Below are 23,534 nucleotides of genomic sequence, written 5' to 3' on the forward strand. Positions count from 1 at the left end.
GTTCATTGTGTCAGCGGCGCTTCAGGCCCACGGCGCGGCGCAGGCTGAGCGCGCACAGCGCCCCGAGCACCAGGGTCCAGGCGCCGATCACGGCGAGGCCGGCGAGGGGGAGCTCTCCGCCGTACATCGACCACTGCCCCAGCTGCGAGATCCAGAAGGTGGGGATCGCGTGGCCGACGGACTGCATCCAGCTCGGGAACATCTCCAGCGGCATCCACAGCCCGCCGAAGATCGCCATCGCCATCATGGTGATCACGCCGCCGGCCATCGCGGTGCCGCCCTTGAGCACCATACCGAGCACGATGCCGATGAGGATGGTGGGCAGCAGGCCCAGCCAGAGCACGGCGAGGGTGGCCAGGAAGCTTCCCGGGCTCACGTCGACGCCGGTGGCGATCCCCACCAGGCCCACGGCGATCAGCGCCGGGAGGATGACGGCGCTCGCGGCCATCACCGAGCCGGCCAGGAACGAGCGCGGGGACAGGCCGGCCACGATCAGCTGGCGCAGGAAGCCGGTGCGCTGGTCCTCCTGGATCTGGGTGCCGGCGGTGACCGCAGCCCCGAGTCCGCCGTAGGCGGCCATGTTGACCATGATCATCCCGCGGGCCTCGCCGCCAGTCTGGTCGCCGAACATCATCCCGAACAGCAGATACATCCCCACCGGCATCGCGATGGTGAACAGCATGAACATGACGTTGGTGACGGTCATCCGGGTGGTGTGCAGCGCATAGCGCACGGTGCGGGATGCGTCCGACGGGGCGGCGGTGGTGCGGGGCGCGGCGAAGGGGGTAATGGCGGAGGTGGTCGCAGCGGAGGTGAGCGTGGTGGTGTCGGTCGGTGCGGTCATGGCGGAGCGGCTCATCGGTCTTCTCCTTCGTGGTCGGTGATGCGCAGGAATGCTTCTTCGAGTCCGGGTGCGGAGACCAGGACCTCGTGGACCGCGGCGGCCAGCGGGCCGGTGAACAGCGCGGCGAGCGCCGCATCGGAGTCGGAGCAGACGGCGCGCACGCGGCCGGGGTCGGTCTCGTCGGCCGCGGCGCTCTGCACCCCGGGCAGGCCGGCGATCTGCTCCGGGACGGCACCCCGCAGGGTGATCACCCGTCCGGCGACGACCGCGCTGATCTCGGGGCCGGTGCCGTCGGCGACCACGCGGCCGCGGTCCATGACGATCACCCGGCGGGCCTCGCGCTCTGCCTCATCGAGGTGATGGGTGGCGAAGACGACGGTGCGTCCGGTCGCGGCGACCTCCCGCATCTGGTCCCAGAAGGCGCGGCGTGCGCCGACGTCCATGCCGACGGTGGGTTCGTCCAGCAGCAGCACCTGCGGGTCTCCGAGCAGCGCGATCGCGAAGCGGACCCGCTGCGCCTGACCACCGGAGAGCGCGCCCAGCTTCCGCTTCACCAGGTCTTCGATGTCCGCCTGGGCGATCACCTCGTCCAGCGGCATCGGGTGGGCCTGCAGGGAGTGGAGCATCCGCAGCATCGAGCGGACGGACTGGTCCGGGAGCAGCGCCCCGGCCTGGAGCATGGTGCCGATCAGTCCGGTGCGGGTGGCGGTGGCGGGGTCGGCGCCGAGGATGCTCACCGCGCCGTCATCGGGCGTCGCGAGCCCGACCATCATCTCCATCGCGGTGGACTTGCCGGCACCGTTCGGGCCCAGCAGCGCGACGATCTCGCCGGGGCGGATCTCGAGGTCGAGCCCGTCGAGGGCGCGGACGGTGCCGTAGTGCTTGGTGAGCCCGCGCAGGCTGATGGCCGCCGTCGCGGGCGGGGCGTCTGTGGTGGCGGGGGCTGTCGTCGTGGTCATGGCTCCAGACTTCCGTGGCCGCCGCGCCCGCCCCAGTCCCCGCGGTCACGACCGGACCATGACAGCCGTCATGGCTGCGGACGGCTAGTCTGGATCAGTGCTGATCAGACAGGTGCGGCCGTATGACGCCGCGACGGGTGAGGCGCCGGCCCGCCCGGTGGACCTGAGACTCCGCGACGGCGTGATCACCGAGCTCGCGGCCGGCCTCCGCGCCGCTCCCGGAGAAGAGATCCTCGAGGGCGGCGGCGCCCTCGCGATCCCGGGGCTGTGGGATCAGCACGTCCATTCCGGGCAGCTCGCGCAGGCCCATGCCCGCTTGGACACCTCCGGGGCGGGCAGCGTGGGCGTGATCCTCGAACTGGTGCGGGCCGAGCTCGCCGCGCGCCGCGAATCCGCCGTCGAGTCGTCGCTCGCGCTGGTCGGCTTCGGGCACCGCCTGGTGGACTTCGCGGTGCAGCCGACGGTGCCGGCGCTTGATGAGGCGACCGGCTCCATACCGACGGTGCTGATCGGCGGCGATGCACATCATGCCTGGATGAACTCCGCCGCGCTGCGCGCGCTGGGCCTGCCGGCGCGGGACGGGATCGTCGCGGAGGAGGAGTGGTTCGCCCTCGCTCCCCGCCTGCCCGAGCTGCCCGGTGTCGCTGAGTCGGTGGCGACCGGGGCGGCGATGCTGCAGCGTCAGGCCCTGCAGCGCGGGGTGGTGGGGCTGACGGATATGGAGTGGGGCCGGCCATGGGAGGAGTGGCCTCGCCGCACGCCCCGGATGCGGATCCGCACCGCCGTCTATCCCGAGGAGCTCGCTGCGGCGCCGGGGCCGACGGGCCTGGTGCTCGACGACCGGGGCCTGGTGACGATGGGTCCGCTGAAGGTGATCGTCGACGGCGCCCTCGGCTCCCATTCGGCGTACACCCGCGACGCCTACACCGACGGCCACGGCTATGCGGGCCGGGGCGTCCTCAGCGTCGGCCCGGAAGCTCTCCGCGAGGCGCTCACCCGGGCGAAGTCCCAGGGGCTCACCGCCGCGGTGCACGCGATCGGGGACGCCGCCGCGCAGGTCGCGCTCGAGGCGCTCCGGGCCGTCGGCCTCTCCGCGAGCATCGAGCATGCCCAGATGCTTACTGACGACGACATCGACGTGATGGCGGCGCTGGGCGTCACGGCCTCCGTCCAGCCTGCGCACCTGCTCGATGATCGCGACGCGACCGAGGCGATCTGGCCCGGCCACGGCACCCAGGCCTTCCGGCTGCGGGACCTGCTGGATGCCGGCGTCACCCTCGCGCTCGGCTCCGACGCGCCCGTCGCGCCGCTGGACCCATGGCTGGCGATGGCCGCCGCGGTGCACCGCAGCGCCGACGACCGCCCCGGCTGGCATCCCGACCAGCAGCTGCAGCCCCGCGAGGCTCTCGCCGCCTCGACCGACGGGATCACGGCGCTGCGCGTGGGTGGGCCCGGCGATGTGGTGCTGCTGGACTCGAACCCGTTCGCCGAGGTGCCGCTCGGGGCCGACGGGCTGATGGTCGACGCCGCGGCCCGCGAGGCGGCGCACCGCCTGCGGGAGACCTCGGTGCTCGCGACGATCGTGGCCGGGCGGCTCGAGACTCAGCTCTGAGCGGTCACCGAGGAGCCGCCGTCCGGGGCAGTCACGGCCCGATCATCAGGGCGGCGGCCAGGACGAGGAGGGCCGCAGCGCCGAGGAAGACCGCCCAGGGTGAGGTGCGCCCTTTCCAGAACGTCACGTTCGTGGCGTACATGGAGGACAGGGACACGACGACCATGAGGCCCGCGCAGGCGAAGAGGGCAAGACTGAGGGTGTTCATGGCACTTCTCCTTTGAGGGGAGATCCAGGCACACATTCCGAGCGCCGTGGTTTATATCATATCAGCGGAACTTCGGCAAGTCACGGTCGATCCCGCCGCTCGACTCCTCATCGCCCCGTCTCGACGTCCCCTCAGGCGACTCACCCTGCCCGCGCGCACTCTCCTGCTTGCGGGCATAGGCCCTGGAGGCCCGCACCCGATCGCCGCAGCGCGTGGAGCACCAGTGCCGGCGGGCATGGGTGCGCAGCAGGAACCGGTCGCAGGGCGGCGCGGTGCAACGCGCGATCGACCCTGCGGCATCCCCGGTCAGCAGCGCGGCCGCATCTTCGGCGATCTGCGCCATGGCGTGCTCGACGAGGCGGGTCACCGGGTGCGCCGACGCTCGGTGCAGCCCCCGATCCGCGTCATGCTGCAGCAGCTGCGCGCTGGGCACCCGGGTGAGCGCACGATTGACCCCATCCAGCACTTCGGCCGACGGCGCAGCCCCCGCCACCTGAGCAGCGAACAGCTCCCGGAGCGTCTCCCGAAGTCCGGCGAGCTCGCTCTGGCAGTACTCCAGCAGGGCGGCGTCTGCGGGGACCAGGTCGCGCTCGATGAGCCACTGCGTCGCCGCGGCAGGACTGTCCAGCTCGTCGGCTGACCGCCCCCCGGGCAGGGAGACGTGACTGTTGACCAGCGCGAGGCTGGTGCGCGCCTCGGCACCGGGGGCGGGAGGGAGGGGGATCATCGACACCTTCTCACGGTATCACTTGCGCCTTGCCGTGAGAGTGCTGATATCGTCGATCACGTTGAATCGCAGTCTTTCCCGTGAGAAACGAGTCCTCCATGCTCCCCGCCCCACCGTCCGGCACCGCCCCCTTCGCCCTGTCCGTCCTGGACAACGCCCACACCGGCGTCGGCCAGAGTGCGCAGGAGACCTTCAGCGCCATCATCGAGCTCGCCCAGCTCGCGGACCGCCGCGGCTTCCAGCGGTTCTGGATGTCCGAGCACCACGCCATGCCCGGCGCCGCGACCTCCTCGCCGCAGCTGATGCTGGCCCGCCTCACCGGCGAGACCGAGCGCATCCGCCTCGGTGCGGGCGGAGTGATGCTCCCCAACCACGTGCCGCTGGTGATCGCGGAGCAGTTCGGGATGCTCGAATCCCTCGCCCCCGGCCGGATCGACCTGGGCCTCGGCCGAGCGCCCGGCACGGACCTGCCCACCGCCTCGGCCCTCCGCCGCGGTCGCGAGGCCAATGACGCCTTCCCGCAGCAGGTCCTCGAGCTGCTCGGCTTCCTGGAGGACGACTTCCCGAAGGGCCACCCGTACGAGAACGTGCATGCCGTGCCCGGCCCTTGGCAGGCGGAGGAGAACGGAGTGCCGCGCCCGGGAACCCCGGACACCTGGATCCTCGGCTCGTCACCGTTCTCGGCGCAGCTGGCGGCCCAGCTCGGCCGCCCGTACGCCTTCGCTCTGCAGTTCGGGGACGCCGACGTGGTCTCCGCTATGCGGATCTACCGCGAGAACTTCCAGCCTTCGGAGATGCTCGCGGAGCCCTACACCATGGTCAGCACGAGCGTCGTCGCCCATGACGATGCGGAAGAAGCTCGCCGTCAGGCACGCACCGGCGCGATGGCGATGCTGCGCATGTTCACGCGGCAGAGCTACAAGGTGCTGACGCCCGAGGAGGTCGAGGCCTACTCCCCGACCCTGCAGGAGCGGCAGATCCTGGACACCTACACCCAGCGCTCCGCCCCCGGCACCGGCCCCCAGGTCGCCGAGCATCTCGACCACCTGCACGAGCTCACCGGCGCGAACGAGATCATGCTGGTGACGATGGGCCACTCCCGCGCGGTGCAGCGCCGCACGGTCGAGCTGATCGCCGACCACTACGGTCTCCCCCAGCTCTGAATCGCACGACCGGGCGCCGCCGACCGGCTGCGTCCTCGAACAACATATGCGTCCTCGAACAACATAGGAGACACCCCATGACCACTCCCCGCCGCGCCCTCCTCCTCATCGATGTGCAGAACGAGTACTTCAGCGGCCCGCTGGAGATCCAGTTCCCCGCTCACGCCGACTCCCTGCCGAAGATCACCGGTGCCATCGACGCCGCCACCAAGGCAGGCATTCCGATCGCCGTCATCCAGCACACCGCGGGAGAGGACGCTCCTGTCTTCAACCCGACGATGCCAGGCTTCGCTCTCCACCCTGAGATCGAGGGCCACCGTACCGAGGGCTGGAAGAGCGCGGTGAAGCGGTTCGGCTCGGTCTACGCCGACACCGACATCGCCGCCTGGCTCGGTGAGCAGGGCGTCGACACCGTCACCCTGGTCGGGTACATGACCAACAACTGCGTGATCGCCTCCGCGGTCGAGGGTGAGGGTCTCGGGTTCACCACCGAGGTGCTCTCGGATGCCACCGGCGCGATCAACATCGCGAACTACGCAGGCTTCGCTCCGGCGCGGACGGTTCACGAGACGATCATGGCGCTGCTGCACTCGAACTTCGCCGCGGTCGCCACCACCGCTGCCTGGACCGAGGCGGTCTCCGCCGGTGAGTCCCTGCCCAAGAGTGACCTGGGCACCTCCGCCGTCACCGGAGCACAGCGCGCAGCAGGTCAGGACGGTGCGTCGAGGGCCTCGTCTGCCGCTCGGTGACCTGAGCGCACGGCACCATCCTTGTAGCCGTTCCATACGGAGGCGGTCTCGGCGCCCGCCATAGCAGCCGCGGGTGAACTCCTCGGCGTTCCAGTCCTGTTCGCTCTGTTCGTCGGGCTGCCGGCCACCTGGATCGGGTGGGGGAAGCGCTGCTGGTGGGTGTGCTCGGGGTGCTCATCTCCGGGCTGCTCCTGCCCGGGAAGGACCGCTCGCTCAGCCCTGACGCGCCACGTGCAGAGCCTGCGCGATGAGCAGGCCCTGCAGGGGCAGGCGTCCGAACGCAATCGCACGCTTCCGTGGCTGGGCCCGGCGCCAGTCGTAGGCCATCTGCACATTCGCGGGGAACACCGCCACGAACAGTACCGCTGCCGCGATCCCGCCCAGGCGCCGGGTGCGCGGCACGGCGAGCAACCCGGCTACCCCGAGCTCTGCGACGCCGGAGGCGTAGGTGTAGTTCCGCGCCGATCCCGGGAGCGCCGACGGAACGATCGAGTCGAACGGCTCGGGCCTGACGAGATGCAGGGCCCCCGCTCCTCCGAGCAGGATGGCCAGGAATCCGGTGGTCTTCCGCGCATGGGTCATACGCCGGATCCTACGACCGGCAGCACACAGAACTCGTTGCTTGAAGGGTCCTGATACCACCGCCCGGGCAGATGTCCCTCGGTCTACTGCACGGCTGCGAGCACCTCTGACCTGGCCCCGACGATCCGGTATCCCCGAGGGACGCCCTGCTCGACGGCGAGCACCTGCACCACCTTTCCATGCCCATCCACGGTCACGCTCGTGGTCGAGGAGGCGATCGGGACCTGCACGCCTCCCGGATTCTCGAGGGTGAGCACCCAGAGGTCCCGTTCCCGGCCGAGGACTCTGCTCACCAGCACGGCCACGGGTGACCCGAGGACGGTGAGACGTTCCAGGTCCCGACTCGTACGGGCGCGGTGGGCAGCAGGGCCTCGGAGGTGGCCATCGGAGCCAGCGTGACCGCCGCTCGGGGAGGCGGTTCCTCCTCGGTCCCCTCCCCTCCCTCCGGGTCGCACCCTGCCAGCCCCAGCGGCGCCAGCACCGCTCCGGCCAGCAGCAGGGAGCGGCGGGTCGGGCGGCTCAGTGATCGCGCATCGGGCATGTCCGCATCCGATCACATTCTGGGAAGACCCCCGGAAGTTATCCACAACTCCCAGCTCAGATGCACGTGCGTCGGCCTGGGCAATAATCCCTCGCGCCCACCAGCCACCCCGTCATATGCTGTCCCCGGTTCCGCGTGGAGCCCTGAGGGAAGGAGGAGCTGATGGTTGTCACCGTGCTGACCCCTGCAGTCCTCCCTTCCGCACCGACCTGCTGACCATCTCGCAGGTCCTCCCTCAGGAGACCCCTATGACTACGTCCTTCGACCAGGACGCCTTCTTCGCCCGCGCCATGTTCACCGCCACCGTCGCCGAGCTCGACGAGGATCAGCGCTGGTCCACCTGGCCCGAGACCGCCCGCACCATCGACCGCGGCCCGCAGCCTTTCCCCGACTGGGTAGTCCAGCACGACGGGGCGATCGACACCGAGCTCGGGATCCTCAAGACCGGCAAAGAGGCCGATGCCTTCCTGCTCGAGCGCGCCCTACCCGAGGAGTTGCTGACCGGCGCTCCCGGCGAGGCAGTGTTGATGGTCGCCAAGCGCTACCGCTCCCCAGATCACACCACCTTCCACCGCGGCAGCTCCTACACCGACGGTCGCCGCATCAAGGACAGCCGCGAGGCCCGGGCGATGGCCAAAGGTTCCGCCTTCGGCAAGCAGGTCGCGGCCGCGCAATGGGCCCGCACCGAGTTCGACATGCTCTGCCAGCTGTGGGAGGCCGGCCTGCCAGTGCCTTATCCGATGCAGCTCGTCGGCACCGAGCTGTGCATGGAGTTCGTGGGCACCGACGACGAACACGGCGCAGTGGCCGCCCCGCGCCTGCAGGAGACCACGCCGGATCAGCGCACGATCGAGCGCTGGGCTCGCCTGCTGCGCGGGGCAGTGCTGGACCTCGCCCGCCTGGGCCTGGTCCACGGAGACCTCTCTCCCTACAACATCCTCGCCGATTCCCGGCAGGCCGAGCCCGACCCGGTGATCATCGACGTCCCGCAGGTGATCGACCTGATCGCGAACCCGAACGGCACGGAGTTCCTGCGCCGCGACTGCGTGAACGTCTGCACCTGGCTGCGGGCGAGCGGGGCGTCGGCGTCGGCCGCTGATCCCGAGGAGTGGCTCCGCACCGCGATGGTGCAGCACTGAGCTGCTGGTGGTCGGTGCTGGGCGACTGACCCTCAGCCCCGTCGGCGCAACGGCCACCAGCGCCGGCGGCGCGATTCCGCCACCGGCTCCGGCGTCGGTGCCGCCGTCGGCGCCGGCCTGGGCTCGCGCACCTCCCGCCACCGTGCGACGGCGTCCTCCGGATCCCAGGCCGGAGCGAGCATCCGCTGGAAGGGGTTCGCGCGCCGGTCCTGATGGACCCGCTGCGTGAAATCCTCGGCGTACTCCCGCACGGCCCGCTCATCCGGCAGCGCAGCGAGGGTCTCCTCGCGCCGCTCGAACTCCTTGCGCAGGAGCACGACGACGGGGAGCAGAGCCTGGCTGTCGATCTCGCCGCTGGCCAGGCGCTGGTTGATCCACCAGTCCGGGTCGTGGGCGGCAGGCAGGTCCAGCGGCTTCCCGGCGCCGGGGAGGTTGTCGAAGTCCCCTCGTCGCGCGGCCTGCTCAATCGCCGATTCCACGCGTGCGACGTCAGGGGCCATCATCGGCCCGAGGGTCCTCGGGTCGACAGGCGCTGGGTCGCCAGGCGCTGAGTCGCCGGGATCCTCTGGCGTCGTGCTCAGGAGTCCCCGCCCTCCTCGGCGAGCTGGGCGAGGCGGTCGATCGAGGCCATCAGCTTGTCCGCCGTCATCAGGCGGGCCTTGGCCAGGCGCTTCTCCTGTTCGGCAGGCAGCGCGGTGAAGTCGTAGGTGTGGGTGACGCGGGTGCGGCCGCCCTCGAGCGGCTCGAGCTGCCAGCCCCACTGGTGTCCTGCTGGCTGTTCGCCCTGGGGCGCCGGGCGCCAGGCGATCTCGCGCCCCTCGGTGAAGGCGACGATGTGGTTGTCGCGCACGCCGCCGTTCTGGTTCGTCATCACGAACACATCGCCCACCGCACGCACTCTCTGGCCGGGTGCGGCGTCGGCGAGGTTGTCATTGCCGTCCCAGCGGGGCTGCTCGGCGGGATCCGCGATCAGCGCGAAGATCGCGTCGGCCGGGGCGTCGATCTCCCGGGAAGCGGTGACGATGCCTTCGATGTCCTGGCTCATGGTTCCATCCTGCCATCGGATGCCGTGGTGTCGTCGAAGACGTCGATCGAGCCGGCGTAGTTCGCGACCCAGACCCGGCGCTGGGTGGGCTCGTAGGTGATGCCGATCGGGTTCTTGCCCACCTCGACGGTCTGGATCTCCTCCATGGTCTCGGTGTCGAACTTGGAGACGGTGTTCGCGTAGTAGTTCACGACGTACAGCGCGAGGCCGTCCGGGGAGATCGCCATGGTCCGCGGCTCGCGCCCGGTTTCCGCGGTGCGGAGGACCTCACCGGTCGTGGCGTCGAGCTCGAGCAGCTCATCGCTGCCGGAGACGGTGAGGTACATGCGGGTCGCGTCGGGAGAGAGCACCAGGTGGCGGGGCTTGCGACCGGTCTCGAGCACCAGTTCGCTCTGCCCTGTCTCGAGGTCGATCTTGTACATCTCGTCGGCGTACATCGCGGTGACATAGGCGGTGCGGTTGTCCGGCAGGATCACGCTGCCGCGCGGGGCGGCGTCCACCGGGATCTCCCGGACCTCCTCCCCCGCCTCGAGGTCGAGCACGGAGACGGTCTCGTCGCACCAGTTCGAGACCAGCGCGGTGCTGCCGTCGGCGGAGAGGGAGATGAACTTCGGGACCCGTCCCACCTCGATCACCTGGTCCCACTCCCCGGCGGCGAGGTCGAGGCGGAACACGGCGGAGCGTCCGATCTCCTCGCCGTTCGCGCAGTCGTCGGTGGCGGTGGCGCCTTCGCCGGGGCCGCGCAGCCGGTACTGGGAGACGTAGGCGTACTTCCCGTCGGGCGAGAACACCGCCTCGACAGGCGCGCCCTCCGTCGCTCCGGCGCGCTCCGGGAACCCGAACTCGGCGAGGTCCACGGTGTCGGCCACGGTGCTGGTGAGCTCGAGGGACTCGGCGTCGTACAGCGTGGAGGAGTGGCTGTACATCATGTTGTTCGCGATCACCGTGCCGGCGGGGCTCGCGACCACGGACTTCGGGGTGATATCCCCGGTGATGCGGTCCAGATGGGTCAGGCGGGTGGTGTTCGACGGGTCGCCGGGCGGCAGCTCGGAGCCTGCGGCGGACTGCCCGCCGTCGGGCCCCATCGCGCTGGTCACCAGCCCCGCGACCATGCCGCCGGCCATCACCAGCGACAGGATCGCGATGGCGATCGTGAACTGGTCATGCGGCCGCCCGCGCCGCACCTTCCGCCGGTGCTTCGCCTGCGTGCTCATCGATCGTCCCCGCCCATGCGGCCGAACCTAGCCCGACGGCCGCCGACGGGCGGGAGGCGGCACGGCGTGTCGGGGGTTCAGCGGGCGGGGATTCAGAGCCCGGGGCGGCCCTGCAACACCAACTCGCGGTAGAGCGCCCGGTAGCCGAGCTTCTCGTTGATCTCGATCATCCAGGGATTCACGTGCGAGTTCCAGGTGACCAGACTCCGCAGCTGCGGTGCCCTCTCCCGCAGCTGCCGATGGGTGGCGACCTTGAGCGCGAGCCCCAGCCGGTGCCCGCGATGCTCGGGCATCACCAGGGTGTTCTCCTGCCAGCCCAGGGTGCTGGCGGCGGAATCGTGGAGATGCACCTCGGAGTTCCCGGCGAAGCTGCCGTCGGGCGCGACGGCGACCGCGGTGATCCGCAGCGTCCCCGCCTCGCGCATGCGGCGCTCGCTCTCGCGGATCCGCTCCGGGGTGTACTCGGGAGCTTCGTGCTCGACGTCCTCATCGGGGTCGTCGAGCTCGAGCTGCCGCATGAGCAGGCCGTAGGCCGCGAGATGCTCCTCGGGGATCTCCCCGTCCCACAGCTCGATCCGGTAGTCGCCGAGCTTCTCCTCGGCCTCGGCCTGGAGCTCTTCCAGCAGTGAGGTATCGAGCGGCAACGGCAGCGCCCGGCAGACGGCGAGGTTCTTGCGGGTGATGCCCAGTCGCGCGGCGAGCCGGTTCACGGGATGCTCGTCGCTGTCCGCATCCCCGTCGGCCGGGACTTCGCCGTACCCCTCGACCAGGCTGCGCCCGGACTCGCGGATCGCGGGCAGCAGTGCTTCCTCGACGAGCGTGGTCGCGATCCCCTGGCCTCGGAAGGCGGGATGCACTGAGACCCCGACGGAGATGGTCTCGAGGTTCTCCTGGAGCGGCATGAACACATTGGCACGACCGACGAGCACCTCGCCGCCCTCGATCACCTCGGCCATCGCCACCCAGCGCCGCACGGTCCAGTACGGAGATTCGCTGACCTGGGCCCGCAGCTGCTCCCGGGTGGGAGCCTGGCTGCCGCCATAGGTGTGCTCATCGAGCGCCTTCTCGAGCGCGAGATATTGGTCGAGATCGAGATCGGAGAAGGTGTCCAGGGGGCGGATCGTCAGCTGCATAGGAAGAGCAGACCACACTGGATCGGTGCTGGTCGACGGAATTTCCGCGATATCGCTTGACTCTTCCCCTGGGACAATCCGGAACGTGGTCATCACCGGGAGAGACCCGGTGCCCGGGAGACCGGGCGAGGAATGACGGAGGATCGCATGGACGAGTCAGCGTCGAGCCTCGAGCTGCTGAGCATCGGGGAGCTGGCCGCCGCGAGCGGGCTGAGCCCCAAGGCGCTGCGCCTCTACGCCGAATCGGGGCTGCTGGTGCCCCGTCGCGTCGACCCGTTCACCGGCTACCGCTTCTACGGGACCGACCAGGTCGAGCGGGCGCGGCTGATCGCCGCCCTGCGGGGCCTGGGGATGGGGCTCGCACGGATCGGCGTGCTGTGCGATCTGGACAGTGATGCCGCTGCGGCAGAGCTGCGCTCCTGGTGGCGTCAGGAGGAGGCCGATAGCCTCTCCCGCGCCGCGTCCGTCCGTTCCCTCGCCCATGACCTCGGGGAACTCCCTTCGGAGGACATCATGACCACTTCCACCACCGCTCCTCGCACCGCCTCGGCGCTGCATCAGGGCCTCGTGCGCAGCTCCCAACAGGACGCCGTGACGGTCCGCGCACTGCCGGGCGGCCGCACCCTGCTCGCCGTCGCGGACGGTTTCGGCAGCGCCGACGACCTCGCCCCACAGATCCTGACCGCGTTCGCGACGACGCTCGAAGCAGCGCTCGAACTCGAGCTGTCGGCCACCCCGCTCGCCGCCCTCGAGACCGCCTGGGCCGCCGCCGAAGCCCTGGTCCCGGCCGACGGCGAGGCCGGCTCGACCCTCACCGCCGCGTTGCTCGACGGGGACCGGCTGCACGTGGCGCACCTCGGCGACACCCGAGTGGTGCTGGTGCGCGGCGAGCAGGTCGACGTGATCACGCAGGACCACACCCGGCTGCGCTCCCTGGTCGAGGCGGGCCGGCTCTCCCCCGAGGAGGTCGCCTCGCATCCGGATCGTGCAGTGCTGAACCGGGCACTGGCCGCGGGTGCTCCAACCGCCCCTGACCTGCTGGTGCGCCGCCTCGCCCCGGGGGATCTGGTGCTGGTGGCGTCCGACGGGCTGCACGCCGTCCTCGACCCGTCGGCCCTCGCGGAGGCGCTGGTGGGCGGCAACGAGGACGTCGACGCGCTGGCCAGTTCGCTCATCGACCTCGCCCTCGCCGCTGGCGCACCGGACAACGTCGGCCTCGCCCTCGCGCGGGTCTGAGAGCGGCGCTCAGCGCCCGGCGCGGACCAGGCGGATGATCCCGATGACGACTGCCGCGACCATCACCACAACGCCGACGGCGATCAGCGGTGCTCCGCCGGTCAGCACCGTCGACCAGGCGATCCCGGCATAGATCGCCACCAGCCCGAGCAACGTCCAGACCATCAGCCGCTCCCCTTCGCGGTAGACGGTCTGGGCGTTGTCCGCCGTGATCTCCAGCGGATAGTTGAAGGCTCGCGGGCGGCTCGACAGCGCTGCGAGGCCCAGAGACAGCAGCAGCATCACTCCGGCGAGCACGAGGATCGACCACTTCGGACCCCAGTCGTCGGCCTGCCCGCTCGCGTCGAAGTGGGTCGCGACGGTGTCTGGGAGGGACGGATAGCGCGCCAGGATCCACGCCGTGACCCCAAGGGCCCCGAGCACGCCGAGAGCCCGCAGGCCCCAGGTGATCGTGCCGGTGCGATAGGTGCGGGCGGGACGCGGGGAGGTGGCGAGGAGGGTGTTCATAGCATTCGCCACGGTACTGACGGCGGCGGGGCCTGCGCCTCCCCCTAAGGTCGATCTTCGCGCCGCGACCGGTGGGAGCGTCGGACCCCGCGATCGGGTTCGACGTCCGCTCCGACGCCCTCCCGCGCCTCGTGACGCAGCGCGTCGCCGAGGTAGGGCAGGGAGAATTCGACGAAGCCGCGACCGGCGGGGCGGATCAGCTCCTCTTCGATGAGTCGCTCGCGGTAGGTCGACTGGTTGCGCGGATCGATGCCCATCCGCTTCGCGATGTCGCCGACGGCCGACGGACCCTCGTCCTCGAGCATCGCGTGGAGGTACTCGCGTTTGCGGGGGCTCAGCCCGCGCAGCGCCGGACCGTGGACGTTCTTGATCATCGCCGCGATCACGGCGTCGCGCCCTCCGCGCACGTCCTCGATCTCGATCGTGTCCGCCCCGCCGCAGTTCTGCCAGGCCTTCGAGCCGATGAGCTGGATCAGGTAGGGGTACCCGCGGGAGATCTCTCCGGCCAGCACGGCGGCATCCGGGGTGATCGTCTTGGCGGTGTCGGCGATGGTCATGCGGATCGCCTCCGCCGCCGTGCCGACGTCCACGCTGCCCACCTCGATGCGGTGGGCGCGGCGCAGGAAGGTGGTGCGTTCATGGTCCAGCAGCGCGTCGACCCCGGGCCGCACACCAGCGGCGATGAAGGCGACGGCATGACCGGACCCGATGAGGTCCTGCACGTGCTGGGTGAGGGCGTGCAGCTGGTCGCGCTCGACCGACTGCAGCTCATCGAGGGTGATCAGCAGCCCGCCGCCGTCTTCGTCGGTGAGCTGGGCGAGGCGGTCGAGCACCGTGGTGAGCACCTCCCCCTCCCCCTCGTAGCGCTGGACGATGTCGCGGGAGGCGCTCACGTTGAAGGCGCGCGCGGACGTCAGGCGCGAGGTCTCGGCCTCGGGATCCATCTCCCGCAGACGCGCGATGGCCTGACTGCGCAGCTCCTCGGTGAGGGACGTCGAGGAGGTGTGCAGACGCAGATCGGTCCATCCGGCGTCGAGGGCGAGCTCCCGGAACTCGGTGAGCAGGACAGTCTTGCCAGAGCCTCGCGCGCCGGAGATGAGGATCGCCCTCGCCTCGGGCACGTTCCCGGCCAGCGCCGCGGTGAACTCCTCGATCGCGAGGTCCCGCCCGGCGAGGATCATCGGGGTGAGCCCGAAGCCTGGGGTGAAGGGGTTCGCCGGGGTCGTTGGGGTCTGTGGGGTCGGTGGGGTCGGTGGGAGCGTCGAGCGGTTCATCGGGGAGGGCGTGGCCATGGATCTATGGTGCGCTGTATGTCGCTGTATGTACAGGGGTTGGTCTGCGTGCACGGGGGCCGGACTGCGTGTGCAGGTCTCTGACCGCGGGGCTCTCGGACGGCGGGGATTTCTGGCCGCGGGGCGCCGTCTCGCCCTTGGCCGCACCGTTCCTCCCCAGTGCGAGTTATCCACATTCCTGCGGCGGGTATTGACAATTGAATAATCTCTTTTAAAGTCCGCCCGGACTCGTCCTCATCGGCACTTTCGTTCGTGGCGGTGCGCACTTCTCGCGGGCCCCTCCGCGGCCTGCACTTGCAGTGCATGCCAACAGGCCCACCTGGTACTTCACATCAAGCTAGCCTCGACAAATGCCTCCGTAGATATCCCGCGAGCGCATCCGTGGAGCCCCTGCAGCATCTTGGCAGCGCCTCAGTGACGCCTCGTCAGCCTTCCCTTTGTGCGACGGTTCCTCCCCACTCGTGGGTTATCCACAGACTCATCCCCATTTCGCACTGACCCTTCAGTAAGCGACGGTGGGGAATTAGTATTGAGGGATATTGCAGGAGTGGTTCGCGAGGGTTTCTTGGTGGGCGGGGAGGAGGGGTTTCGGTGGGTGAGTTCGAGAAGGATCAGTTCGCGTCCGACGAGGATGCGGGTCAGCAGCCGGCCGGAGCCCCTGCGCGTGATGGGGTCGCGGCCGGGGAGGTGCCGACCGACGGTGATGTCTCTGCCGCGCGCTCCTCGGCCCCCGGTACCGCGCCGGAAGGCCTGCCGGCGTGGAGGGTGCGTGCGCGGCGGGAGTTGGATGCGGAGTACATCCTCGCTGAGGCTGTGCCGGGGAGTTTGGATGCGGGGCGGGTGATGGATCTGCATCGGACGATGCGGTTCCGGGCGAGTCTGCGGGCGCATCAGCTGCGTCAGCTCTCGACGTTCTTTCGGGAGGATCCCGAGGTGCAGGGCGTGCTCGATGACGCGGACATCACTGCGCTGAAGGTCGCCGCCGGGCTGCGGTGCACCTATCTCCAGGCCCACGCGATGGTGCGTGATGCGCATCTGGCGGTTGCGTGGATGCCGGTGACGTTCACGTATCTGCGGCGCGGGGAGCTGCCCGAGGACTGGCACCACTACCTGATCCGCCACACCCGTCGCCTGACCGAGGACCAGGCCCGGGACGTGGATGCGCATATGGCTGCGGTCCAGATCCCGTCGGTCTCGCAGGACACGTTCGAGAAGCAGGTCCGGCTCGGTGTCGCTCTCGCGACCGCCGGGACTCTGCCTGCCCTGCCGTCGCAGTCACGGAATGTGGAGATCGTGGGGGTTGATACCGAGACGGGGACCGCGTCGCTGATGGTGACCGGTCCGATCCCGGAGATCCAGGCCCTTGCCCACCGGCTCGATATCGCAGCCCGCACCGTCCAGAAGGCTCAGCGTCACGCGCTCGAAGCCGGGGCGGAGGGACCGTTGCCGTTCGATATTGATCGTGACCTCGCCGACCGAGGGACGGCCTTGTCGCTCCGGACGCTGAGGTATGCGATTTTGACGCATTCGGTCCTGGATATCGATCCGGTCGAGGAGACAGTACGGCCGTACAAGATCCTGGTCACCGTCCCGGCCCTGACGTTGATGGGCCATAGTGACGCGCCGGCGCTGCTGGATGGGATGACGCCCCTGCCCGCAGAGCTCGCGAGGGAGCTCGCCGCGGGGGAACCGACGTGGCAGCGGATCCTCACCGACCCGATCACCGGCGCGTACCTGCCGGTGACGGCGGAGACCTACACGCCGACCGCGCAGATGCGGTTGCAGCTGCGGCTACGGCACCCCGTGTGTGCGGTGCCGGGCTGCACCCGGGCGACGGTGATCGCTGCGGAGGATGACCACATCATCGAATACGACCACGAACATCCCGATCAGGGTGGGCAGACCTCGCTATGGAATCTGCACCGCCTCTGCTGGCTCCACCACAAACAGAAGACCGCTGGCATGATCGACCCGATCCGTGACCCGGCCGATGACCCCGCTGGTGGTGACGGGACCACGACCGCTGGGCCGCTGGAGACGACGTGGGATATCGGGCGGGATATCCGGCTACGCACGGTAGAGGACACGGATCTGCTGACCCCACGCCTCGCCCGGATCCTCGACCGGGATTGGCGGACCTACCAACGCGCCCACGAGGACGCGCTGCGCCTCCACGCCGAAGAGAAAGCCAGACCCCGGCAAGAACGCGCGGCAGAAGACCGCCGCGCCGCGTGGGCCAAACACCGCGGCCGCCGAATCATCCCACCCGGCCTCACCTACGACGAGACCGAACCACCCTTCTGACTCAGGCAGTCAGACCCGGCGAGGCACTGACCTCGATCCCAGCCTTCGACAGCTCCACCTCGAGGGCCGGGATCTCGGCGGGGTGCACCGCCGCGGTGAGATCCCGCAGCACCCGCACCGGCGCACCAGACTCGGCTGCCCCGAGCGCCGTCGCGCGTACGCAGAAGTCGTAGGCGAGCCCGACCACGTCGATCCGCTCCCATTCCGCCTCAGCGATCAGCCGTGCCACTTGCTCACCCGTCGCGACGACCGTCCCCTCGAGCACGCTGTACGACGGGATCCCGTGACCCTTCCGCACGATCTCGAGCCGCTCCCCCAGCTCCTCGGCGAGCGCCGCGATCTCGGGATGCAGCGCCGCACCCGCGGTCTCCGCGACGCAGTGCACCGGCCAGGTCGCGAGGAAATCCGGCTCTGCCGGCGGCACCGCGAAGTGCCCGCCGTTGTCCGTGTCCCCGCGATGCCAGTCCTGGCTGACGAGGATGCGGTCATACCCGGCGCCATGGAGCCGCACATGCTCGGCGATCCGCGCCGCGACCCCGGCGCCCCCGTCGACGCCGAGCGCACCGCCCTCACAGAAGTCGTTCTGGACATCAACGATGATCAGCATCCGCGCTGACATAGCACTCCTCGCTCCGGCGACAGGGATCCACCCCAGCGTACGCAGTGCCGCACCACCGCAACCGCCGCCGCCACGGCCACCGCCACCGCCGTCACCGCCGCGAACCCGCTCCCCGCCAGAGCCTGGCAGAATCGCTCGCATGTCAGAGTTGCCTCTCCACCCGACCGCGCCCCGCACCTATTCCCGGCTGCTCTCGCCGCTGGACCTGGGTCCGTTCGAGGTGCGCAACCGTATCGTGATGGGCTCGATGCACGTCGGCCTCGAGGACCGCCCCGCCGAGATCAAGAAGCTCGCCGCCTATCTCGGCGAGCGCGCACGGGGCGGTGCCGGGCTGATCGTCACCGGCGGCTTCTCCCCCGACCGCACCGGCCGGCTCACCCCGCGCGGCGCACAGGCCGATGCCCGCACCCTGCGCGGTCACCGCGTCATCACCCGCGAGGTCCATGAGGCCGACGGCCGGATCATCCTGCAGCTGCTGCACGCCGGCCGCTACGCCTTCCACCCCCTGGCCGCCTCCTCCGCCGCCGGGAAGTCGCCGCTGTCCCCCTTCCGGGCCCGGCGCCTGACCCGGCGCGGAGTGGGCCGCACCGTCGAGCACTTCGCCGAGGCTGCACAGCGGGCCGTCGAGGCGGGCTACGACGGCGTCGAGATCATGGGCTCCGAGGGCTACCTCCTGAACCAGTTCCTGGCCCCGGCCACCAACCGTCGCCGAGACCGCTGGGGACGCGGCGCAGACGGCCGACGGACGATGCCGCTCGCCGTGGCTGCTGCCGTGCGCGAAGCGATCGGCCCCGACGCCCTGCTCAGCTACCGCCTCTCCCTGCTGGACCTGGTCCCCGGCGGCCAGACCTGGGAGGAGACGACCGCCCTCGCCCAGGGACTCGTCGAGCGCGGCGTGGATGTACTCTCCTCCGGGATCGGCTGGCATGAGGCGCGGGTGCCCACCATCGTCACCTCCGTGCCGCGCGCGGCCTTCGCCGAGAACACCGCCGCCCTGCGCGAGCTGGTGGACGTGCCGGTGATCGCCTCGAACCGGATACACGACCCCACCGTCGCCGAACAGGTCCTCGCCGACGGCCAGGCGGATCTGATCTCGATGGCGCGCCCGCTGCTGGCGGATCCGCAGCTGCCGAACAAGCTCGCGGAGGGCCGCGCGAACCAGGTCGTGGCCTGCATCTCCTGCAACCAGGCCTGCCTGGACAAGGTGTTCGATGGCAAGCGGGCCAGCTGTCTGGTGAACCCCCGCGCCGGGCACGAGACGGAGCTGGTGCTGAAGCCCGTGATCGAACGTCGCGCCCGCAAGGTCGCCGTCGTCGGCGCGGGTCCCGCCGGGCTCGAGGCGGCGCTGGCCGCCGCGGAGCGCGGCCACATCGTGACCCTCTTCGAGGCGACCGCGGAGATCGGCGGACAGCTGCGACTGGCCGCCCGCATCCCCGGCAAGGAGGATTACGCGCAGGCGCTGCAGTCCTGGCGGATGCGGCTCGCAGCAGCCGGGGTCGGGATCCGGCTGGAGGTTCGGCCGACGGGTGCGGACCTGAGCGGTTTCCATGATGTCATCGTCGCGACCGGTGTGAAGCCCCGCGAGATCGACCTGCCCACCGAGGGCGGACCGCAGGTGATCAGCTACGCCGACCTGCTCGAGGGCCGGGCCGAGGCCGGGGAACGGGTCGCGATCATCGGCGCCGGCGGGATCGGGGTCGACGTGGCCGAGTTCCTCAGCGCCCCGCGGCCCTCGCCCACGCTGGATGTGGCCGTGTGGAAGACGCACTGGGGTGTGGTGGAGGCCGACGAGGAGCATCGCGGCGGCGTCACCACCCGGCCCGTCGAGGAGCCGCGCCGCGAGATCCATCTGCTGCAGCGCAAGGAGACCCGGATCGGGGCGGGGCTCGGCCGCACCACCGGCTGGGTGCACCGGGCCGAGCTGCGCCACGCGGGCGTGATCCAGCATCGCGGCGTGACCTACCGCCGCGTCGACGAACTGGGCCTGCACATCCTCGAGGGCGAGGAGGCCCGGGTGCTCGAGGTGGATACGGTCGTGGTGTGCGCGGGGCAGGTCAGCGTCAACGCCCTGGCCGATGAGGTGACCGCCGCGCGCAAGGGCCGGGCGCCCCGCGTGCATGTGATCGGCGGGGCCGACGTCGCCGCGGAGCTCGACGCCGAGCGGGCGATCCGGCAGGCCGTCGAGGTCGCCGCCGGGCTCTAGCTACGCCCCCTCGAGCACCTCGCGGGCGATCGGTCCGGCGGTCACGGAGCCGTAGCTGCCGTCCTCGACGAAGGCGGCGACGACGAGGTCGCCCTGGGCGACGATCACCCAGGAGTGCAGCTTCAGCTCGCCCTCCGCGTTGGTCCACTCCGCGGTGCCGGTCTTGCCGATCACCGGCTCGCCGGGGAGGTCCGCGAACTCGTCCAGGCTGCCGTCGGTGACCACGCCGCGCAGCATCTCCTGCATCTGCGAGGTCTCCTCCGTGCTCAGCGGGTGGGGCACCTCGGTGGTCACCGGGTCGGCGTCGGCGAGGATCCGCGGGGAGACCGTGGCACCGTTCTGGACGCTCGCGAGCACCACCGCCATGGACAGCGGGGAGGTGAGCACCCGGCCCTGGCCCATCATCGCCGCGGCGTGCTCGGTGCCGGTGTCCTCGGGATCGACAGAGCCCATGAATGCCTCGAGCCCGTCGGGGGCCTCCTGACCGATCCCGAGGGTGGTGGCGGCGTCGGCGAGCGCCGGCTGGTCCACCGTGTCGTGCTGCAGCAGCAGTGCGGTGTTGCAGGAGTGCGCGATCACGCTGCGCAGCGGCATGGAGCCGAACAGGGACGGGTCCATCGAGTCGGCGTTCTTGAAGCTCGCGCCGTCGATGGTCGCGGTCTCGGGACATTCCAGCTCGGTGTCCGGGGTGACGCCTGCCCGCAGCAGCGAGAGGGCGGTGACCGCTTTGAAGGTGGAGCCGGGGGCGTACTGGCCGACGAGACCCACCGGATAGGACTGGCCGGTGGGACCGAGGGCGGAGGCCAGGACATCACCGGTGGAGGGCTGCAGCACGATCACCGCGGCCGGGGACTCCGCATCGGCGATCGCCTCGGTGGCCAGGCTCTGCAGAGCGGAATCGAGAGTGGTGGGGACGGCCACGCCGTCCAGCGGATCGACCCGATGCAGGGAACGCTGCTCACTGCTGTCGTCGGCCGCAGCGACCACCTCGGCGCCGTCGGTGCCGACGAGCGCGTCATGCCGGGCGGCGACCACGCCGCCGCTGGCGACCAGGTCTCCGGCGACGAGCTCGCCCTCGGACTTTTCGATGTCCTCGGCGCTCGCCTCACGCAGCGAGCCGAGCACGCCGGGGGCGAAGTCCCGCTGGGCGGCGAGGGGACGGTTCTGCTCGACCGCGTGGAAGCCGGTGAGCTGCGCGGCCTCGTCCAGCGGGTACTCCCCCTCGGCCTCGACGCGGATGGTGAGGGCAGGGACGAAGGCCTCGGGGCCGTTGTCGGCGACGGCCTGGGCGTAGCGGTCGGGGTCGATGCCCAGCAGGCCGGCGAGGTCGCGGGCCGCGGCCTCCTGCTCGCTCTCCTCGAGCTGGGTCTTGTCCAGGCCCAGGACCTTCACCGGGAGTTCGCCGTACAGCATCTCGCCGTCGCGATCGGTGACGGTGCCGAGCGTCGCGGGCACGGTCGCGAGGTCCAGATGCTCGTCGCTGCCCAGGCCCGGGGCGTAGACCTCCGGGCGGAGCTCCGGTGCCCAGCCGTCCTCGCCGCGACGCAGAGTCGCCTCGGTGGTGTACTCCCAGGTCCCGGCGTCATCCGAGAGGGTCCAGGTCCAGGCGAGGGTCGCAGTGCGCACGCCGTCCTCGGCGGCCCCGGCATCGGTGAGCTCGACCTGCGGGGCGGCGCCGGTCGCCTCGATGAGCGGGCCGAGCACCTGCTGGTGTGGGGCTGCGGAGCCCTCCGAAAGCGCTGCGGCGAGCGCCTCCGCCTCCTCCTGCCCGTCGTCGGCGCTGCTGCGCCACAGCAGAACACCCACCACCAGCGCGGCGATCGCGAGCACGGCGATCAGGATGAACAGGGGTGCTCGACGGGTTGAAGAGGAGGCCATTGCCCCATGCTCCCACCTAGACTCGTGCGCATGCCCCGAGTGCTCCACACTGCCCAAGCGCTCGTCGACGTGATCCTGGAGATCGACGAGCTGCCCCCACGCGGCGGCAACGCCAACGCCCGCAGCGAACGCTGGTATGCCGGCGGCGCGGTGACCACGCTGATCGCCGCCGCTCGCACCGGCGCGGAGGCGGTCCACGGCGGAGCGCACGGCACCGGCCCGCACGGCGACCTGATCCGCGAGGCGCTCGCACGGGACGGCGTGATCCTGTCCGACGAGATCCGTCCCGACGTGGATACCGGCTACTGCACGGTGCTGCTCGAACCGTCGGCCGAACGGACCTTCCTCACCGTCTACGGGGCGGAGCGGCAGATCACCGCCGAATCGCTGGCGACCCTGGCTCCGCAGCCCGGCGACCTGGTGTGCATCTCCGGGTACAGCCTGTTCGAGCCCACCCGCGATCCGCTGCTGGAGTTCCTCGAGACCCTGCCCGAGGGGGTCGACGTGGTGCTGGATCCGGGCGACCCGTTCGCGGACTTCCCCCGCGAGCTCCAACGGCGAGTGCTGGCGCGCACCACGGTATGGACCTCGAACGCCGACGAAGCACGGGCGCTCACCGATCTCGACGACCTCGAGGACACCCCGGAGGCGATCCGTCGGCGGCTCGCCCCGGGCGCTGCGGTGGTGGTGCGGGACGGCGATCGCGGCTGCCTGGTGTTCCATCACGGCCGGGGCACCCAGATCCCTGCCTTCCCGCAGAAGGCGGTGGACACCAACGGCGCGGGCGACACCCACACCGGGGTGATGCTGGCCGAGCGGGCGCTCGGCGCGGACTGGGAATCTGCGGCCACCCGCGCCAACGCCGCCGCCGGGATCGCCGTGACCCGCCACGGCACCGAGAGCGCCCCCACCCGCGCCGAGGTCGACGAGTTCCTCGCCTGACGTACAGGTTGCCGGGAGCGTGGTCCCCGCACCTGATCAGGGCCCGCGCCTAATATAGAGGCGCACATCACCTTTCGATCCGAATCAGGAGACCATGGCTGACCCGACCTTCCACGACTTCTCAGCGCTCACCATCGATGGCGAGCTCCGAGCGATGAGTGAGTACCGCGGCCGCCTGGTCCTCGTGGTCAACACCGCCACGCTGTGCGCCTTCACGCCGCAGCTGACCAGCCTGCAGGAGCTGCACGACCGCTTCTCCGCCCATGGCTTCACGGTGCTCGGCTTCCCCTCCGACCAGTTCCATCAGGAGCCGGGGGCAGATGAGGAGATCCTGGAGATCTGCACCTCGAGCTATGAGGTCACTTTCCCGCTGTTCTCGAAGATCGACGTCAACGGCTCCTCCGCCCACCCGCTGTGGCAATGGATGTGCACGCAGAAGGCCGGAGTGATCGGCGGGCGCATCGCCTGGAACTTCACCAAGTTCCTCATCGACGGCGAGGGGAAGGTGCTGCGTCGGTACGCTCCACCGGTGCCACCCTCCCGCATCGCCCGACGTATCGAGGCCGAGCTGGGCCTGCGCCCATGAAGGGTTGGTAGCGTGGGTCACAACCCACCACCTACCTGAAAGGTGACCCCC

At 70.5% G+C, this 23,534-nt stretch carries 23 protein-coding genes; 9 read left to right on the top strand and 14 right to left on the bottom strand.

Going from position 1 to position 23,534, the window contains the following annotated elements; all coding sequences use genetic code 11:
• Positions 1–10: 10 nt before the first annotated feature.
• Positions 11–859, bottom strand: coding sequence for an ABC transporter permease (locus tag ABD893_RS13065; RefSeq protein WP_345080932.1), 849 nt, complete (start codon positions 857–859; stop codon positions 11–13).
• Complete coding sequence (locus ABD893_RS13070) at positions 856–1,803, bottom strand: ABC transporter ATP-binding protein (RefSeq protein WP_345080935.1); 948 nt, start codon at positions 1,801–1,803, stop codon at positions 856–858. Before ABD893_RS13070 ends, ABD893_RS13065 begins: the two co-directional genes overlap by 4 nt.
• 97 nt (positions 1,804–1,900) lie before the next feature.
• Here ABD893_RS13070 and ABD893_RS13075 point away from each other — a divergent pair, with 97 nt between their 5' ends.
• Positions 1,901–3,415 carry an amidohydrolase gene (locus ABD893_RS13075; RefSeq protein WP_345080938.1) on the top strand — a complete coding sequence of 505 codons (1,515 nt, stop codon included), beginning with the start codon at positions 1,901–1,903 and terminating at the stop codon, positions 3,413–3,415.
• Between the two features lie 31 nt (positions 3,416–3,446).
• Here the strand turns inward: ABD893_RS13075 and ABD893_RS13080 are convergent, their stop codons facing one another.
• Positions 3,447–3,623 (bottom strand): hypothetical protein, encoded by a 177-nt coding sequence (locus ABD893_RS13080; protein WP_345080941.1) that lies wholly within the window; start codon positions 3,621–3,623, stop codon positions 3,447–3,449.
• 61 nt (positions 3,624–3,684) lie between these two features.
• Positions 3,685–4,350: a CGNR zinc finger domain-containing protein gene (locus ABD893_RS13085; protein WP_345081316.1), complete on the bottom strand. Its 666-nt coding sequence runs from the start codon at positions 4,348–4,350 to the stop codon at positions 3,685–3,687.
• Between the two features lie 98 nt (positions 4,351–4,448).
• Here ABD893_RS13085 and ABD893_RS13090 point away from each other — a divergent pair, with 98 nt between their 5' ends.
• Together ABD893_RS13090 and ABD893_RS13095 are read left to right on the top strand one after the other, a co-directional pair.
• Entirely contained in the window at positions 4,449–5,513 is a 1,065-nt protein-coding gene (locus ABD893_RS13090; protein ID WP_345080944.1) for an LLM class flavin-dependent oxidoreductase, read from the top strand.
• A 77-nt stretch (positions 5,514–5,590) separates the two neighbouring features.
• A complete protein-coding gene (locus tag ABD893_RS13095; protein WP_345080948.1) occupies positions 5,591–6,262 on the top strand; it encodes an isochorismatase family protein in 672 nt (223 codons plus the stop codon).
• A 213-nt stretch (positions 6,263–6,475) separates the two neighbouring features.
• On the opposite strand, the gene ABD893_RS13100 is transcribed toward ABD893_RS13095, so the two are convergent.
• The gene (locus tag ABD893_RS13100) at positions 6,476–6,844 is read right to left on the bottom strand and encodes a DoxX family protein (RefSeq protein ID WP_345080951.1); all 369 of its coding nucleotides are present in this window, start codon (positions 6,842–6,844) and stop codon (positions 6,476–6,478) included.
• A gap of 83 nt (positions 6,845–6,927) precedes the next feature.
• Complete coding sequence (locus tag ABD893_RS13105; protein ID WP_345080954.1) at positions 6,928–7,137, bottom strand: hypothetical protein; 210 nt, start codon at positions 7,135–7,137, stop codon at positions 6,928–6,930.
• 496 nt (positions 7,138–7,633) lie between these two features.
• Between ABD893_RS13105 and ABD893_RS13110 the strand changes: the two genes are divergently transcribed.
• Positions 7,634–8,524, top strand: a complete 891-nt coding sequence (locus ABD893_RS13110; protein WP_345080957.1) for a serine protein kinase RIO — start codon at positions 7,634–7,636, stop codon at positions 8,522–8,524.
• Between the two features lie 32 nt (positions 8,525–8,556).
• On the opposite strand, the gene ABD893_RS13115 is transcribed toward ABD893_RS13110, so the two are convergent.
• The 4 genes from ABD893_RS13115 to ABD893_RS13130 all read right to left on the bottom strand — a co-directional run bounded on the left by ABD893_RS13115 (position 8,557) and on the right by ABD893_RS13130 (position 11,916).
• Complete coding sequence (locus tag ABD893_RS13115; RefSeq protein WP_345080959.1) at positions 8,557–9,027, bottom strand: DnaJ family domain-containing protein; 471 nt, start codon at positions 9,025–9,027, stop codon at positions 8,557–8,559.
• 74 nt (positions 9,028–9,101) lie between these two features.
• Complete coding sequence (locus ABD893_RS13120) at positions 9,102–9,569, bottom strand: SRPBCC family protein (protein WP_345080961.1); 468 nt, start codon at positions 9,567–9,569, stop codon at positions 9,102–9,104.
• The gene (locus ABD893_RS13125; protein WP_345080963.1) at positions 9,566–10,783 is read right to left on the bottom strand and encodes a beta-propeller fold lactonase family protein; all 1,218 of its coding nucleotides are present in this window, start codon (positions 10,781–10,783) and stop codon (positions 9,566–9,568) included. The genes ABD893_RS13120 and ABD893_RS13125 overlap by 4 nt, the downstream gene beginning before the upstream one ends.
• A gap of 92 nt (positions 10,784–10,875) precedes the next feature.
• The gene (locus ABD893_RS13130; protein ID WP_345080965.1) at positions 10,876–11,916 is read right to left on the bottom strand and encodes a GNAT family N-acetyltransferase; all 1,041 of its coding nucleotides are present in this window, start codon (positions 11,914–11,916) and stop codon (positions 10,876–10,878) included.
• A gap of 147 nt (positions 11,917–12,063) precedes the next feature.
• Here ABD893_RS13130 and ABD893_RS13135 point away from each other — a divergent pair, with 147 nt between their 5' ends.
• Entirely contained in the window at positions 12,064–13,152 is a 1,089-nt protein-coding gene (locus ABD893_RS13135; RefSeq protein WP_345080968.1) for a MerR family transcriptional regulator, read from the top strand.
• Between the two features lie 9 nt (positions 13,153–13,161).
• On the opposite strand, the gene ABD893_RS13140 is transcribed toward ABD893_RS13135, so the two are convergent.
• Together ABD893_RS13140 and ABD893_RS13145 are read right to left on the bottom strand one after the other, a co-directional pair.
• A complete protein-coding gene (locus ABD893_RS13140; RefSeq protein ID WP_345080972.1) occupies positions 13,162–13,659 on the bottom strand; it encodes a DUF1648 domain-containing protein in 498 nt (165 codons plus the stop codon).
• A 44-nt stretch (positions 13,660–13,703) separates the two neighbouring features.
• Positions 13,704–14,951 carry an AAA family ATPase gene (locus tag ABD893_RS13145; protein ID WP_345080975.1) on the bottom strand — a complete coding sequence of 416 codons (1,248 nt, stop codon included), beginning with the start codon at positions 14,949–14,951 and terminating at the stop codon, positions 13,704–13,706.
• Between the two features lie 591 nt (positions 14,952–15,542).
• Between ABD893_RS13145 and ABD893_RS13150 the strand changes: the two genes are divergently transcribed.
• Positions 15,543–17,255 (top strand): HNH endonuclease signature motif containing protein, encoded by a 1,713-nt coding sequence (locus ABD893_RS13150; protein WP_345080978.1) that lies wholly within the window; start codon positions 15,543–15,545, stop codon positions 17,253–17,255.
• A 1-nt stretch (position 17,256) separates the two neighbouring features.
• Here ABD893_RS13150 and ABD893_RS13155 read toward each other — a convergent pair whose 3' ends face one another.
• On the bottom strand, positions 17,257–17,874 hold the full coding sequence (locus ABD893_RS13155) for an isochorismatase family protein (protein WP_345080981.1): 618 nt from the start codon (positions 17,872–17,874) through the stop codon (positions 17,257–17,259).
• Positions 17,875–18,013: 139 nt separating this feature from the next.
• Here ABD893_RS13155 and ABD893_RS13160 point away from each other — a divergent pair, with 139 nt between their 5' ends.
• On the top strand, positions 18,014–20,077 hold the full coding sequence (locus tag ABD893_RS13160; RefSeq protein ID WP_345080984.1) for an oxidoreductase: 2,064 nt from the start codon (positions 18,014–18,016) through the stop codon (positions 20,075–20,077).
• Here ABD893_RS13160 and ABD893_RS13165 read toward each other — a convergent pair whose 3' ends face one another.
• Positions 20,078–21,955, bottom strand: a complete 1,878-nt coding sequence (locus tag ABD893_RS13165) for a penicillin-binding transpeptidase domain-containing protein (protein ID WP_345080987.1) — start codon at positions 21,953–21,955, stop codon at positions 20,078–20,080.
• 30 nt (positions 21,956–21,985) lie between these two features.
• On the opposite strand from ABD893_RS13165, the gene ABD893_RS13170 reads away from it, so the two are divergent.
• Together ABD893_RS13170 and ABD893_RS13175 are read left to right on the top strand one after the other, a co-directional pair.
• Positions 21,986–22,897: a PfkB family carbohydrate kinase gene (locus ABD893_RS13170; protein ID WP_345080990.1), complete on the top strand. Its 912-nt coding sequence runs from the start codon at positions 21,986–21,988 to the stop codon at positions 22,895–22,897.
• Positions 22,898–22,991: 94 nt separating this feature from the next.
• Positions 22,992–23,483: a glutathione peroxidase gene (locus ABD893_RS13175; protein WP_345080993.1), complete on the top strand. Its 492-nt coding sequence runs from the start codon at positions 22,992–22,994 to the stop codon at positions 23,481–23,483.
• The last annotated feature ends 51 nt before the right edge of the window (positions 23,484–23,534 follow it).

This window comes from Brachybacterium paraconglomeratum (assembly GCF_039541415.1).
Taxonomy (GTDB): Bacteria; Actinomycetota; Actinomycetes; order Actinomycetales; family Dermabacteraceae; genus Brachybacterium; species Brachybacterium paraconglomeratum_A.